General features: G+C 38.6%; 13 protein-coding genes and 1 pseudogene. 11 read left to right on the top strand and 3 right to left on the bottom strand.

Annotated elements, in window-relative coordinates; translation table 11 throughout:
- The 3 genes and pseudogenes from AWV75_RS12355 to AWV75_RS12360 all read left to right on the top strand — a co-directional run.
- Positions 1-745: DUF7507 domain-containing protein (locus AWV75_RS12355; protein ID WP_231738120.1), on the top strand; the 745-nt coding region annotated here is incomplete at its 5' end.
- A gap of 57 nt (positions 746-802) precedes the next feature.
- Positions 803-1030 (top strand): annotated as a pseudogene (locus tag AWV75_RS18510) (GNAT family N-acetyltransferase); the annotation flags it as partial.
- Positions 1027-1431 carry a hypothetical protein gene (locus AWV75_RS12360; protein ID WP_060874670.1) on the top strand — a complete coding sequence of 135 codons (405 nt, stop codon included), beginning with the start codon at positions 1027-1029 and terminating at the stop codon, positions 1429-1431. The pseudogene AWV75_RS18510 and the gene AWV75_RS12360, both read left to right, overlap by 4 nt.
- A gap of 89 nt (positions 1432-1520) precedes the next feature.
- Here AWV75_RS12360 and AWV75_RS12365 read toward each other — a convergent pair whose 3' ends face one another.
- The gene (locus AWV75_RS12365; protein WP_060874671.1) at positions 1521-1940 is read right to left on the bottom strand and encodes a GNAT family N-acetyltransferase; all 420 of its coding nucleotides are present in this window, start codon (positions 1938-1940) and stop codon (positions 1521-1523) included.
- 45 nt (positions 1941-1985) lie between these two features.
- Positions 1986-2540: a GNAT family N-acetyltransferase gene (locus AWV75_RS12370; RefSeq protein WP_060874672.1), complete on the bottom strand. Its 555-nt coding sequence runs from the start codon at positions 2538-2540 to the stop codon at positions 1986-1988.
- A gap of 124 nt (positions 2541-2664) precedes the next feature.
- Between AWV75_RS12370 and AWV75_RS12375 the strand changes: the two genes are divergently transcribed.
- The 4 genes from AWV75_RS12375 (at position 2665) to AWV75_RS12390 (ending at position 9115) form a co-directional block, all read left to right on the top strand.
- Positions 2665-3552, top strand: coding sequence for a helix-turn-helix domain-containing protein (locus AWV75_RS12375; RefSeq protein ID WP_060874673.1), 888 nt, complete (start codon positions 2665-2667; stop codon positions 3550-3552).
- A 122-nt stretch (positions 3553-3674) separates the two neighbouring features.
- Positions 3675-4709 (top strand): efflux RND transporter periplasmic adaptor subunit, encoded by a 1035-nt coding sequence (locus tag AWV75_RS12380; protein WP_060874674.1) that lies wholly within the window; start codon positions 3675-3677, stop codon positions 4707-4709.
- Positions 4710-4720: 11 nt separating this feature from the next.
- Positions 4721-7807 carry an efflux RND transporter permease subunit gene (locus tag AWV75_RS12385; protein ID WP_231738122.1) on the top strand — a complete coding sequence of 1029 codons (3087 nt, stop codon included), beginning with the start codon at positions 4721-4723 and terminating at the stop codon, positions 7805-7807.
- A gap of 24 nt (positions 7808-7831) precedes the next feature.
- Positions 7832-9115, top strand: a complete 1284-nt coding sequence (locus AWV75_RS12390; protein ID WP_060874675.1) for a TolC family protein — start codon at positions 7832-7834, stop codon at positions 9113-9115.
- A 158-nt stretch (positions 9116-9273) separates the two neighbouring features.
- Here AWV75_RS12390 and AWV75_RS12395 read toward each other — a convergent pair whose 3' ends face one another.
- Positions 9274-9744, bottom strand: coding sequence for a GNAT family N-acetyltransferase (locus tag AWV75_RS12395; RefSeq protein WP_060874676.1), 471 nt, complete (start codon positions 9742-9744; stop codon positions 9274-9276).
- A gap of 165 nt (positions 9745-9909) precedes the next feature.
- Here AWV75_RS12395 and AWV75_RS12400 point away from each other — a divergent pair, with 165 nt between their 5' ends.
- The 4 genes from AWV75_RS12400 (at position 9910) to AWV75_RS12415 (ending at position 13438) form a co-directional block, all read left to right on the top strand.
- Entirely contained in the window at positions 9910-10797 is an 888-nt protein-coding gene (locus tag AWV75_RS12400; RefSeq protein ID WP_060874677.1) for an AraC family transcriptional regulator, read from the top strand.
- 87 nt (positions 10798-10884) lie between these two features.
- Positions 10885-12108 (top strand): TCR/Tet family MFS transporter, encoded by a 1224-nt coding sequence (locus AWV75_RS12405; RefSeq protein ID WP_060874678.1) that lies wholly within the window; start codon positions 10885-10887, stop codon positions 12106-12108.
- Positions 12109-12203: 95 nt separating this feature from the next.
- Positions 12204-12746 (top strand): GNAT family N-acetyltransferase, encoded by a 543-nt coding sequence (locus AWV75_RS12410; RefSeq protein WP_231738124.1) that lies wholly within the window; start codon positions 12204-12206, stop codon positions 12744-12746.
- Positions 12747-12847: 101 nt separating this feature from the next.
- On the top strand, positions 12848-13438 hold the full coding sequence (locus AWV75_RS12415) for a Crp/Fnr family transcriptional regulator (protein ID WP_060874679.1): 591 nt from the start codon (positions 12848-12850) through the stop codon (positions 13436-13438).
- Positions 13439-14121 lie beyond the last annotated feature (683 nt).

Consider the following 14121-nt stretch of genomic DNA (forward strand, 5'->3'; position numbering starts at 1 on the left):
GTATGATGCAGTGAATCAATCTTATACCTCTCAGTTAGATTTACCTGTTGCTTGTGAAGTAATTTACACCATCCAGCTTAAAGCAATCAACCCAGTAGTAGGACCTGTTAAAGTAGAAGCAACAATCTTGCGCCCAGATGATATTTATGATCCCGATGCGACGAACCCTAATCCAGCGATTCCGCCTACTGATGCGCATTATGAATGTGAAAATAATGGATTAAGTACACCGTGTAATAATATCAAAAAAAATCAAGAGGTTATTTATACCCTTGCAGGACTTAAGTTAATCAAGCATGGCGTGTTTAGAGATGCAAACAATAATGGAAGTCCTCAAGTTGGAGAGACAATTACCTATACCTTCAAATTAACCAATACAGGAGAAACTAAGTTAACGAATTTAGTGTTGACCGATTTCCTGCTAGGAGGGGTCATTACCGCTGTACCCGAAAAGAGTATGAATGAAGATGATTTCTTGGATGTAAATGAAGTATGGACCTATAACCAAACCTATGTGATTACACAATTGGATCTTGATAATAAAGGAGTTTATAATCAAGCTGAAGTTAAAGGAATAGAAGAGGGAAGTAATCATCCCCTAGAGGAAAAATCTAGACCTGCGGTCTTACTGACTCCGACCGATGTAGGTTATGACCCCAATCGCAAGGAACATACGTTTGTTTCATTGGTTGGTACTAATGTATTGATTACAAATCCGATGATTCGCCAAAGGTTAAAAAAGTAAAATAATAATGAGAAAATACAAGCTATAACATACTACTTCGCATAGGAATATTGGGGTAAGGGCCTTGCAACAGAGGTGGGAATAACTTGTTTGGAGCATGGGGCCAACCAACTGGAGGGTCAGGAAGTTTTTGCTGAGGTAGATTGTGAAAATGAGAGTTCAAATCACATGCTGCATAAACTCGGATTTACCTGTATCGAATCCTTTGAAAAGTCCACTCCTTTCTCAGTTATATCCATTGTCTCTAGCGGTTTAAACTGCTTCCTTTGTCAAAAAAAAGTATGAGTACAATCAATGCAATCGATTTTCCAATTGTGCGTGTATCTATCGCATCAACACAAAAGGAAAAGAACCAAGATCAATATTTTATAGCATATGAAAATTTACTTCAGCGTGGGGAAAAATTTGTTATGATTAATGAGGTAAGTGCTCCAGATGTGGAGGAGACCAAACAGGATAAAGCGCATATGAAGAAGATGAATCTTTGGATGAAACAAAATAGAGTAGCGCTCTCTGAAAACGTTTTAGCGATGATTCAAGTGGAACCCGATGCAATCAAACGTCAAGCGGCAATTGATTTTCAACCTATTTTTCAAAAATATTGGGGACATAGACTGATTGTAGTCGAAACGTATGAAGAAGCTTTAGCTTTAGCTCAAAAAGAAGTAGAACAATTGAACAAATAACAAAAATAGAGAACGTCTAAAACAAACTAAACCGTTATTACCATTTTTTATGTTGCTAAGGGCGAATAATTATTCGCCCTTATTTTTTGTTATAATGTTTTGCGTAAATAGAGTTTGGAGTATCCTAAGGGAAAATCTTTTTCTTCTGCAAATATTTTATAACCAAGGCTTTGGTAAAAACCTGAGGCTTGAAAGGAAAAAGTATTCAAAGAAATATAATGACATCCTCTTTGTCGTGCTATCTTTTCAGCCTTGAGCATTAAATCTCGCCCTAAACCTTTTTTTCTGTAATCTTCAGCTATCACTAAAGATTGTATTTCTAATGTTCCCCATAGCGAACGACCTAGTAATCCTCCGATAATTTGGTTGTTTTCTTCTAAGATAATCTCCAAGGATTCATTGATACAATCTTTAATAGCAGCCGTATGACTTAGATTATAATTAGATAGCATTTGCTTAATTGCTTCTTCATGTGCAAGTTGAGGTGAGGTACTGATTTTTATTTTCATTTGTTTCTTCTATTTATTGTACAAAGTGAAGTTTCTATATGCTATCTATTTGTAGTGGTATTCAGTGGAAAGCAAAGAATAAACAACAGAGTCTTCGTGTTGTCCCTGCTTAAAATAGTGATGTCTCAATTGCCCTTCTCGTGTGAAGTTGAATTTTTCTACTAGTTTGATTGAGGGTTGATTATCGGGACTAATAAAGGCTTCTATGCGTTGGAGTTTTAGTTCATTGAAACCATATGCAATTACATGAGCAAATACTTCAGACATTACACCTTTTCCTTTATAAGCCTCGCTGTATAAACCATAGCCAATTTCTGCACGATCATGTTCGAGATACCAAGTATGAAAACCACAATATCCAATTGGTTGCTCTGTTTGAGTATCTATGATGATAAACACATGAAAAGATTTATTGTGTGTTCTAAAACCAAATATGGCTTTTTTGCGTTCAGCTGCAACGTTCTCTAGGGGTATTCCCATTAAATTCGATATGGCTTCATCACTCGCTGTTTTTAAAAAAGCCTCGTACTTTTCAGCGGTTAGCTGAATCAGAGTATAATGTGGTGTGTGACGTTGTTCAAACATAATAGAGGAATGCATACAAATTATATTTTACGTATATACAAAGATAAGAGATACCGTATAAACGGTTTATCTACTTTTTGGGGTTTCGAGTATAAATTTCAATTAAAGTGTTTATTTTTGAAGCAGTAAGAAGGAAATTATGTTAGATGTAAATCTTAGAGAATTAGGTGTTAGCGTTTTGCATGCGAATCAAGACAATACGCATGCCATTGATGATGTACTCAATTATCTAGATTCACGTATTGATAGCTATTCCATTTGTATTTTACAAAAAGGAACTATTTCCATTGCGTATGATCAAGAAACCCATGATTTCAAGGAGAACTCCGTATTCATTGTAAGTTCATTTATTCCTTTCACAGCCTATCCACAGTACTCTGAACAATTCGAATTACTGATGCTTACGTTTGCATCCAATATGCCGATTCCCTTAGAGTTTAGCAACGAATTTACACAACTAATTACCTATTATTTCGCGAGGAAGTTTTATCCTATCAAGAACTTACCAGAAAACGAATTGGCGCGGATCAAGGAAGTGATTCAGATGATACATACGTACATTCAGCTTGATCCAAGTTATGCTTATCGCCTTGATAGTTTACAAGCGCTATTTAAGGTTTTCTTTTATGAGTTGGTTCGCATGGTTACCAAGTATGCTCAATTGATTGATGAAAAGCCAACAGTAAAGAAAAAACTATTTATGGATTTCTTTTTATTGGTTAAAAAGCACGTGAAGCAAAATAGATCCTTGTCTTTTTACAGCGATCAGCTATTCGTTACTCCCAAATACTTATCTGAAGTAGTCAAGGAGTATTATGGTTCCTCGGCTAAAAAACTGATTGAAGATATTGTTATTCACGAAGCAAAATACTTATTAGCCGATCAGACTGTGCCAATCTATGAAATTGCCACAATGTTGAATTTCAATGACCAATCTATGTTTGGTAAGTATTTTAAAAATGCGGTGAATGTATCTCCTAAAGCATATCGCGAAGAGCTTCAAAAAAGGTTAATTGAACCAATATAAAGTCCTTTATCTCTTGTTTTTTAATTAAAAAACAGAAATTTATACCAAATTAGAGGCAGTTTTCCCCTTCTGGGAACTTCGACTTTGCTTGACCTTTGCTAAAGAATAAATAATCAAGTACTATGCAAAGGAATTTAGTAAGAGGCACTGTTTTAGTTGCCTTATTGTTAACAACAATGAGTTGTGCAAAAAAAGAATCAAATTTTAGTGCCCCACCGACTGCTATACAAGTAAAGAGTCAAGTAGTCAAAAAAGTCAAGATTGCCAATCCCAAATCATATGCTGCTACTTTAGAGCCAGACCAAATGGCAACGGTAGGATTTGCGGTTCCTGGTACAATAACTGGAGTGTATGTCAAAGAAGGACAAACCGTTAGTGCAGGACAAGTATTGGCTAAGTTGGATGATCAAGCTTATGCCAATACCTATCAGATTGCAGCAGCAAGCTATGATCAGGTGGTGGATTTATATCAGCGTTTACACAAGCTTTATGAGAAGGGAAGTTTACCTGAACGTGATTATTTGGATGTAAAGACCAAATTGGCCCAAGCTCAGGCAAATAAAAACATCAATGCTAAACAGTTGAAAGACGCGAGCTTAACGGCTTCTTTTTCCGGTGTTATTACGATGAAAGCGGCAGAAAAAGGCATGGTGATTGCTCCTGGACAACCTGTATTTACCTTGTCCAATTTAGATGTTGTATTTGCCAGAATCAATGTTCCTGAAAGTGAAATTAACCAATTTAAAAAAGGACAGGTGGCGAGTTTATACCTCCCTTCCTTACAAAAGGAATATCAGGGAATCATTGATTTGGTCAATCCACAAGCCGATCCTGTAACGCGTACGTATCGCGTGAAGGTGCGTCTAGACAATCCAAACCATGAAATATTAGGAGGAATGTTAGGGGATGTGTGGGTAGCGGATGAGCTACAAGAACAAATTATCATTCCAGCTAATGCTGTTCAGATTGGGGATCATGGAGTTACCTATGTCTATGTATTAGATGGGAGTTCTACAGGTGTAGTACGCAAGAGAGTTCGTGTGGCAGAGGTTCGCGGATCAAGTGAATTAATCATTCAACAGGGCTTAGAGGCAGGAGAGCGCTTGGTGACAACTTCTAGTGCTAAGTTATATGAAGGTGCGGTAGTTGCACAATAAAAGAAAGGATTATGTCAAAAAAGAGAAAGATAAATATAATAGAAGCTGCGATGAAATATCGTCAAGTGACAATAGCACTCGCAGTCATACTCTTGGGATTGGGAATTTATGCAGTAAAGCATATGTCTAGAGCAGAAAACCCTAATATTGAGATGCCCATCGCCATGGTGGTGTCTTTTTATCCCGGAGCAGATGTGTATCAAACGGAACAGCAAATTACAAAAAAGATTGAGCAATACCTGTTTACGTTTGAGGAGATTGACAAAAAGAAAACAACGTCTGAAACCAAAGCTGGACAAACATTTATCACGGTGCGTTTGCGTACTGAAGTAAAAGATAGAAAGCGCTTCTGGGCAACGTTACAACACGGTATGAATACAGAAGTGATGCCCAATTTACCTCAAGGGAGTATTGGACCGATTGTCAATAGTAGTTTTGGAGATGTAACCGCTTTGATTTTATCTCTTTCTTCACCCACGAAAGAGTATAGCGAACTAGAAGGGTATTTAGATCAGGTAGAAGATGAGCTAAAGACCCTTCCAACAGTGGCAAAGATTAATCGTTCGGGGCTTCAACAACCGCAAATTAGCGTAGAGATTAACAATCAAAAGCTATTGGATTACGGCATTACCACCACTCAAATTGTGTCGGTTTTACAAGCGCAGAATTTAACGATGTATTCAGGGGAAGTAAAAATGCCCAACAATACGATTCCTATTTTTACAACCAGTGAGATTGGAAGTCAACGCGATATCGAAAACCTGATGGTATATACCAATCCCAATGGAGAAGTAGTTCGCCTGCAAGATGTGGCTAAAATTGAGCGTTCTTATACGGATCGCACGTCCTTTATCCGCATGGGAGAAGATAAAGTATTGATGCTCGCTATAGAGATGCAAAGTGGAAATAATATCGTTGAATTTGGCGCATTAATCGATCAAAAATTAGCAGAAATAGGGAAGCGATTACCCCAAGACGTTAAAATAGATACGATTGTGAGTCAACCTGATGCTGTTGATTTGAGTGTTTCTCACTTCATGACAGAGTTTGTTATGGCTATTGGTGCGTGTGTATTAGTTGTCGTGTTATTGTTGCCGTTCCGTGTAGCTGCTGTTGCTTCTATCGCTGCTCCGATTTCATTTATTATTACGTTCGGAATCATGAGCTTGTTTGGTATTGAATTGCATCAAGTATCCTTAGCTGCTTTGGTGATTGTATTGGGTATGGTCATTGATAATGCGATTGTCATTGTGGATAATTACGTCGAAAAACTCGATGAAGGGATTGATCCTTGGGCAGCTGCTTGGCAATCGGCTAGACAGTTAACGGTTCCTGTGCTTTCTGCTACTACGGCTATTATTTGTGCTTTTGCACCAATTCCGTTTTTTATGGATGGAATTGCAAGAGACTTCTTAATGGCTTTGCCTATAACGATTGCCATTGCGCTGATTTCTTCTCTTTTCGTTTCTTTCTTTATTACACCTTTAACGTGTTATGTGTTCATTAAAAAAGGATTACACAGCCCAGAGGAAACAGGAAGTAAAAAGAAGAAAAAGAATCTCTTGGATTACTTACAGCATTATTTTAATAAAGGAATCGCTTGGGCATTTCGACATCCAAAATACACCTATGTGATTGCCATTGGTTCTGTTGTTTTAGCATTGGGAATTGCTTCTCAAGTAGAACAGGAGTTTTATCCGTTGAGTGAAACCAAACAGTTCAATGTGGAATTATGGCTGCCAACGGGAACTTCTTTAGAAGAAACAGATAAAGTAGCCAAAGAAGTAGAAGCTATTTTTCAAAAAGATGAGCGCATAGTGAGTATTGCTAGCTTTATCGGAATGAGTTCTCCGCGTTTTAATGTCACCTATTCGCCAGAAATCCCAAGGGAAAACTATGCGCAGATTTTTATTACGACTCATGATGCAAAAGAAGCGAATCAAGTGGTACAAGAGTATTTACCACAGTTTGACTCCTTTTTAGAAGAGGGATATGTTCGCTTACGTCAACTTAGTTTACAAGAAGGTGCACCTATTTCGATTCGCATTATTGGTGAGGATATCGAAGATCAAAAAAGAGTAGCGGATCAAATTGAACAAATCTTGAAACGCCATAAGGGAACAAATTGGGTGCGTACGAGTTATCAAGAGGATTTGTTTTCGTTGAATATCGTTCCATTAGAAGATAAAGCTGAACGCTATGGGGTATTGAATTCCTCTATTGTACAAACGGTAGGAACGGGAACGAAAGGAGCGCCAGTTACGCGATTTTATGAAGGAGATAAACCCGTGGATGTACAGTTGCGCTTTGTTGAGGAGAACAGAAAGGACTTAGGGGATATTGCACAGATTTATGTGCCTTCTGTTTTTGGCCATGCCGTCCCGTTGAGTGAAGTAGCACAAGTAGTGCCACAATGGACTCCTGGAGTGATTACGCATCGCAATGGACTTCGCACACTAGAAGTAAATAGTGAAACCCAAAAGGGGATAAAGGCGGCCTCTATTATGGCTGATGTAAAAGAGGAAATCGATGCGATTCATCTACCCCATGGAATTAAAATTCAATACGGAGGAGATAGGGAAACATCAGAAGAAAACGGGCCAGCGATGATGAAAGCGTTAGGAGTTAGCTTGGTCTTGATTTTCTTGATTCTGATGATGGAATTCAAAACAATAGGCAAGTCGCTGTTTGTATTGGCCACTTTTCCTTTGAGTTTACTTGGCGCCTTTTTAGGGTTATGGGTAACGGGAAATCCAATGAGTATGACTGCTTTTATGGGAATTATTAGTTTGATTGGAATTGTTGTGCGTAATGGAATTATCATTGTCGATTATGCGGATGAATTAGTTCGCGATCACGGATATAGTCGCCGTGGAGCAGCATTAGCCGCCGCAAAACGACGCATGCGCCCCATCTTCTTAACCTCTGCAGCCGCAGCCGTAGCTGTACTGCCAATGATTATTGGTAAATCCCCCATGTGGGCACCTTTGGGAAGTGTACTTGCCTTTGGATTGATTGTATCTATGGTACTGACCTTGTTTGTTGTACCTGTTTTATACTATCGATTTACCAAGTATGTCCCACAATCCGAACAGTAGCGTTCAACATTAAAAAAGAATATCATGAGAGTAAATCATAACTATATCATATTTCTAGGCTTTCTGTTTACATTAACTTCTTTTGCACAAAATTCTAAAGTACTTGAATTAGCAACGTGTAAGCAGTTAGCCCTAGATAATAATAGAAGAATAACCCAAGCAAAACGACAGGTTGATGCGGCAAATCAAGGAGTGAAAGCCGCTAAATTAAGCGCCTATCCCATGTTCGATGCTTCGTTGTCTGGTGCTTATTTAGGCGATCCTTTAGGGGGAGCAATGAATGGCTTGATACCTGAAAAAATGGCCAATGCGATGGTATCAGCAAGTGTACCCTTATATGCAGGTGGTAAGGTAAGAGATGGCGTAAAAGCAAGTAAATCTCAACAACAGATAGCGAGTCAAACAGTTCAAATGAAAGAAAGAGACGTCTTGTTTGAAACAGAGAAAACCTATTATGAGGTAGTCAAATTACAAGAAAAAGCAAAGCTAGCACAAGAGTATATTACCTTGTTAGAAGCGTTGGAACAAGATGTTAAAAACAGCTATGAAGTGGGACTAACCTACAAGAATGATTTGCTCAAAGTACAAGTGGCGTTAACGAATGCTAGAGCAGGATTAACCAAAGTACAAGATGGACAGTATCTCGTACAATTAGCTTTAAAACAACTCATTGGTTTGGATCAAAGAGAAGAAATAACAATAAACGATCACTTGGAACTGATGGAATACACCGCTTTGATTTCAGAGGAGCAACGAGAAAATTCAATCTTAGCTCGTCCAGAAATACAGATTTTGGAAGAGGTGACTCAGTTGGAAAACCTACAAGCAAAGATGCTTAAATCAGCGTATTATCCAACAGTTGCCTTGAGTATGATTGGCGTTTCTGGTTTTGGAGAAGGAATCAATTTCACCAATGGGAAAGATAACTTGACTTCCTACGTCGGATTAGTTCGTATTGAAATTCCTGTATTTGATTGGGGAAAAAGAGGAGCAAAGGCTAAAGAACAGCGTTTAAAAGCATTAGCGGCAGAAGAGGAATTAGAACAAACAAAAGAGCTCTTGTACTTGGAGGTTCGAAATGCAGAAATAGGAGTGAGTCAAGCGAGGGAAGATCTAAAATCTTCTGAACTAGCCTTGGGGCAAAGTACAGAGAATAGACGTATTGTTCAAGATCGCTTTGAAGCAGGAACCATTGTTAGTAAAGATGTGTTGGAGGCCAATGCTTTATGGCAAGAAGCTTTTAGTCAGGTGATTGAAGCTAAGATTCTCTATTTGATTCAGGTGGCTAATTTGAATCGCATTTTGTAAGAACGAAGGCGTATTTACGCCTTCCATTAAAAAAGAAAAATTATCTTTTTCATGGATATTTTGGTTTGAGAGAAGAGGCATGACCGAGTGGGTCATGCCTTTTTGTATCTAAGTATTTTGCTGCACTTTTTGACAGGATTAGCTGGGATACCAGCGCATTATTCTGCATCCAAACGCATGCGCATGGATTGACTAAAAGGTTGAAAACCTTCTCTTTCATATAAAGCAATAGCTTGTTGATTGCGATGTAATACGCTAAGTTCAAAATAATCCACTTGGTTTTCGAGGCCCCACTCTTTGACGCGTTGGATTAACATTTTGCCATATCCCTTACCACGCGTGTTAGGATGAACTACTAGATCCATCAAATACACACAGCGCTGTGGTACAAATGCATTGTAAGGGGGACTGTTTTGTAGTTGTGCTATGGCAAATCCTTGTATGGCTCCCTCATCTTCAACGACAAATAAAGCAAAATCCTGCTCTCCACGAATGACACTTTCTACAAACGCTTGATCTTGGATGGCTTCTTTCATATAGGCCGGTTCTAATTCTCCCATACCTTTGAATAACAAGGTGTATAAATGTTGAATGGCAGCTAAATCGTTGCTGTGGGCTAGTCTAATCATCAATAAAATCTAAAAAGGTTATCTTTCAAATTTAGGAATTTGATTTGGTATAGCGCTGATTTACATCAACGATTATACAAACTGCATTCATCCAGTAAAAACCAAAGTTAATCAAGTGTTGGTCCTATTATTTGCAGTATTTCTCTTTTTTTCAGAACTTTGATTATGGCTTTATTCATCACATTAGATAATGTTCGAACGCTATATCCTATGGATTCCTCTCCAACCATGGAAGGATTAGTTGTACATCGACAACATCATCAGGCACATCAGTCTTATACGCGACAAAATCGACTGTTTGACGGTTTGCTATTGGGTTTTATGCTCAAGGGTACCATGAAGTTAAACATCCACTTTTCAACTTATGAAATTAAAGCAGGTGATATAGCAGTAATCCCCCCTCAAATCATGTTAGAAACGCTGGCCTTAGATGAAGAGGCAGAGCTAGTAACAATTGGTCTTTCGTTGGATTTTATTATGGAATTTCCTGTATTGCGTGAATGGATCATGAATAACCAAATCCGTTGGCAACCTATAGTTCAACTTAAACCCGAAGAGCAAGAATTACAAGAGGAGTTGTTACAGCTCATCCAACGTTTCTATCACAAAGAACCAAGTACCAATAAAACAGAAATGCTTCGACATTTAATCTTGGTTCTTATTTATATGCTTGTTGAGGTGTATTCTACAATACCCATAGCAAAAAGTGTAGTTAAAAATCGAACTCATGCTATTATTGATGCCTTTTATGCGTTGTTGATGGAGCATGCTATTGAGCAACGACAGGTCGGATTTTATGCAGAACAATTGCATTTAACTCCTCAATACCTCTCTACGTTTTTAAAACAACATACAGGAAAGTCAGTTTCTCAGTGGGTGGATCATCAATTAGTACTTCAAGCGAAAACGCTATTGTCTGCTTCCAATCTGTCTATCAAAGAAATTAGCCATCATTTACACTTTATAGAAAGCAGTGTGTTTAGCCGTTTTTTTAAACGAATGACAGGCATATCTCCATCCACTTTTCGCGAGCAAAGGGGAGTGGCGCCTTAGGATAGAAAGCAATTTAGCTTACAAATTGTAGTGCAAACCCATGATTGAGTCAAATTCTTTTTTTTCATTGCCCTTTACTTTTGGGGGATGAAAAAAACAGAGAAAAAAGCAGCAGTTGGATTTATATTTATTACACTGCTAATTGACATTACAGGATGGGGCATTATCTTACCTGTGGTACCTAAATTAATTGCAGAATTAACCCATAGTACAATCAATGAAGCAGCACAGTATGGAGGATGGCTTGGTTTTGCTTATGCCATGACGCAATTTTTATTTGCCCCTTTAATTGGTAACCTCAGTGATCAATACGGAAGACGACCTATTCTACTAGCCTCTCTTTTTGGATTTGCTTTAGATAATCTCTTGCTCGCTTTTGCACCTTCAATCAGCTGGTTGTTTGTCGGTAGAGTTTTAGCGGGGGTGACAGGAGCGAGTATTTCAACGGCAACCGCTTATATTGCTGATATATCAACGGATGAAAATAGAACGAAGAATTTTGGGGTAATAGGTGCGGCTTTTGGATTAGGCTTTGTTTTAGGGCCTGTATTTGGAGGTATTCTGGGGCATTATGGTGCGCGCATCCCTTTTTATGTTGCAGCTGTTTTGTGTTTGGTGAATGGGATGTATGGGTATTTCATTCTACCAGAAAGTTTAGATCAGCACAAACGACGACCTTTTGAATGGAAGAGAGCAAATCCTATTGTTTCTTTGCGTTTTTTACTTCAACAGCCTAAGATATCCAAGCTCGTGCTTGCCTTAGTTTTGGTGTATATTGGCCTTCATGCGGTACAAAGCAATTGGCATTTTTTTGCCTTTTATCAATTGAATTGGAATGAGCGACTGGTTGGAATCTCATTAGGGGTTCTAGGCTTGTTGTTGGGATTGGTACAAGGGGTCTTGGTCCGTTTGACGGCACCTAAATTAGGAGAACAACGCAGCATCTATATGGGGTTGTTTTTTTATGCCCTTGGCTTGTTGTTATTTGCCTGTACCACCCAAAGTTGGATGATGTTTGTTTTTCTTATTCCCTATGCATTAGGGGGAATTTGTGGTCCTTCTTTGCAAGGAGTTATTAGTAAAAGTGTACTTCCCAATGAACAAGGACAATTGCAAGGTGCTTTGACGAGTTTAGTTAGTGCTACTGCAATTATAGGTCCACCTGTAATGACCAACCTCTTTTATTTTAGTACGAAAGAAGATGCTGTTATTCAATTTCCCGGTGCTCCTTTTCTACTGGGCTCACTTTTAATGTTTACTAGTGGAATAATTATTTATCGCGCATTTAGACAAATGAAACGAGAGACGTAGTTTTTGTGTACATTTGAAGCTTGGTTATTTTTTGGTTTGTTTAAGAAGATAGCCGTAGATGAAAATCCAAAGTAAAATGACAAATAAAAACAACGATGATGGAAGTAAATATTGAAACAGAACGCCTATTGATTCGCCCGTTATTATCCACTGATGTGGAAGGTATGTTTGATTTGGATTCCAATCCGGAAGTCCATCAGTACCTTGGGAATCATCCTGTACAAAGCAAAGAAGAAATAGTGGAGGTACTTGCATTTATTCAACAACAGTATGTAGATAACGGTATTGGACGTTGGGCAATCATAGATAGAGCCACACAAGATTTTATTGGTTGGACGGGATTCAAGTATGTAACAGAAGAGACGAATGGCCATTTGCATTATTACGATTTAGGCTATCGTCTGCGCCAGAAATATTGGGGGAAAGGCCTTGCAACAGAAGCAGCAAGAGCTTGTTTAGCCTATGGATTTAATCAACTTGATTTTCAAGAGGTATTCGCCATGGCAGATTGTGCCAATGACGGTTCCAATGCGATTCTAACCAAGCTTGGATTTACCCGTATGGAAGCATTTGATTTAGACGGAATTCCACATTTTTGGTATCAACTGGATAAAGCATCCTTCGAAGGGAAAAAATAAATAGAAAAGAGCGATAATCTTGGGATTATCGCTCTTTTTTTGTCGTTATCCCTAAAATTAGTCGTAAATTTAGAAGTATTTACATCCAATATTACTTTACTATGATTGATCCAAGTATTTTACTTCAGTATCAGGGTTTTATCAAAGAATTTGACAAGAATGAAACGGTTTTTTCTCAAGGCGAAGAACCGCGATACTATTATCAAATTATAGAGGGAAAAGTCAAAATGAATAATTACAATGAAGATGGGAAGGAATTCATCCAAGGGTTGTTTGCAGATGGGGAAAGTTTCGGAGAACCGCCGCTATTTTGTGCGGTGAATTATCCTGCAAATGCTGTTACTTTACAACCTACCCGTATTCTCCTCATTAGTAAGTGTGACTTTTTTACCTTGCTAGAAAATGAAAAGAAAAGCTGTTTTGCTATCTTACAAGCCCTTTCTTCTCGTTTGTATTATAAGTCGATTATGGCCCCTGAGATTTCTTCTAATGATTCAGAAAAGCGAATACTAACCCTACTCAACTACATCAAAGATCAAAGCAATGCCAACCAAAAGGAATATCAAGTTGATTTGACCAGACAACAAATTGCTGATATGACTGGACTACGCGTGGAAACAGTCATCCGAACCATCAAAGAGATTGAAGTCAAACAACAAATTCGAATCAAAAAAGGGAAGTTGTTTTTTTAGGGAAAGACGAAAAGGGAAAGAAGAAAGGGGAGAATGGGTGACATGCTACAATGAGAGAATTCGTCTCATCATCACACCCTCTATCTCACCTAGTTTTATATTTATTTTGGTGTTCGATGAATCTTTACTGCGTTTCGATTTCACCGCCTCACAAAAAAGCACCTCACAATTTCACACCTCCTCATCGTCACCCCTTCTCATCACCTCACCTCAAAAAAAAACCACAATTTCACACCCAGTATGTCCCCGACGAAGGAGGGGTCGCATCCGTTACTCAACGACTGTATTAGGTGAGCGCGTGATGCGACCCTTCGTTGCCTCAGGGTGATACACTAGGGAGAAGAAGAAAGGGGAAAGAGAGAATTCTTCTTTAATTGATTAAATATCATCATCACACCTTCACACTCTCTATCTCACGTATTTTATATTTGTTTTAGTGTTCGATGAATATATCTCACCTATTTCATATTGGTTTTGGTGTTCGATGAATCTTCACTGCGTTCCGATTTTCACTGCGTTTCGATTTCACCGCCTCACAAAAAAGCACCTCACAATTTCACACCCTCTCACCACCACACCCCCTCATCGTCACACCCCCTCATCGTCACCCCTTCTCATCACCTCACCCCAAAAAAACAACCCACAATTTCACACCCAGTAATCACCCCGACGAAGGAGGGGTC

Source organism: Myroides odoratus (genome assembly GCF_001549985.1).
In the GTDB taxonomy this organism is placed as follows: domain Bacteria; phylum Bacteroidota; class Bacteroidia; order Flavobacteriales; family Flavobacteriaceae; genus Flavobacterium; species Flavobacterium odoratum_A.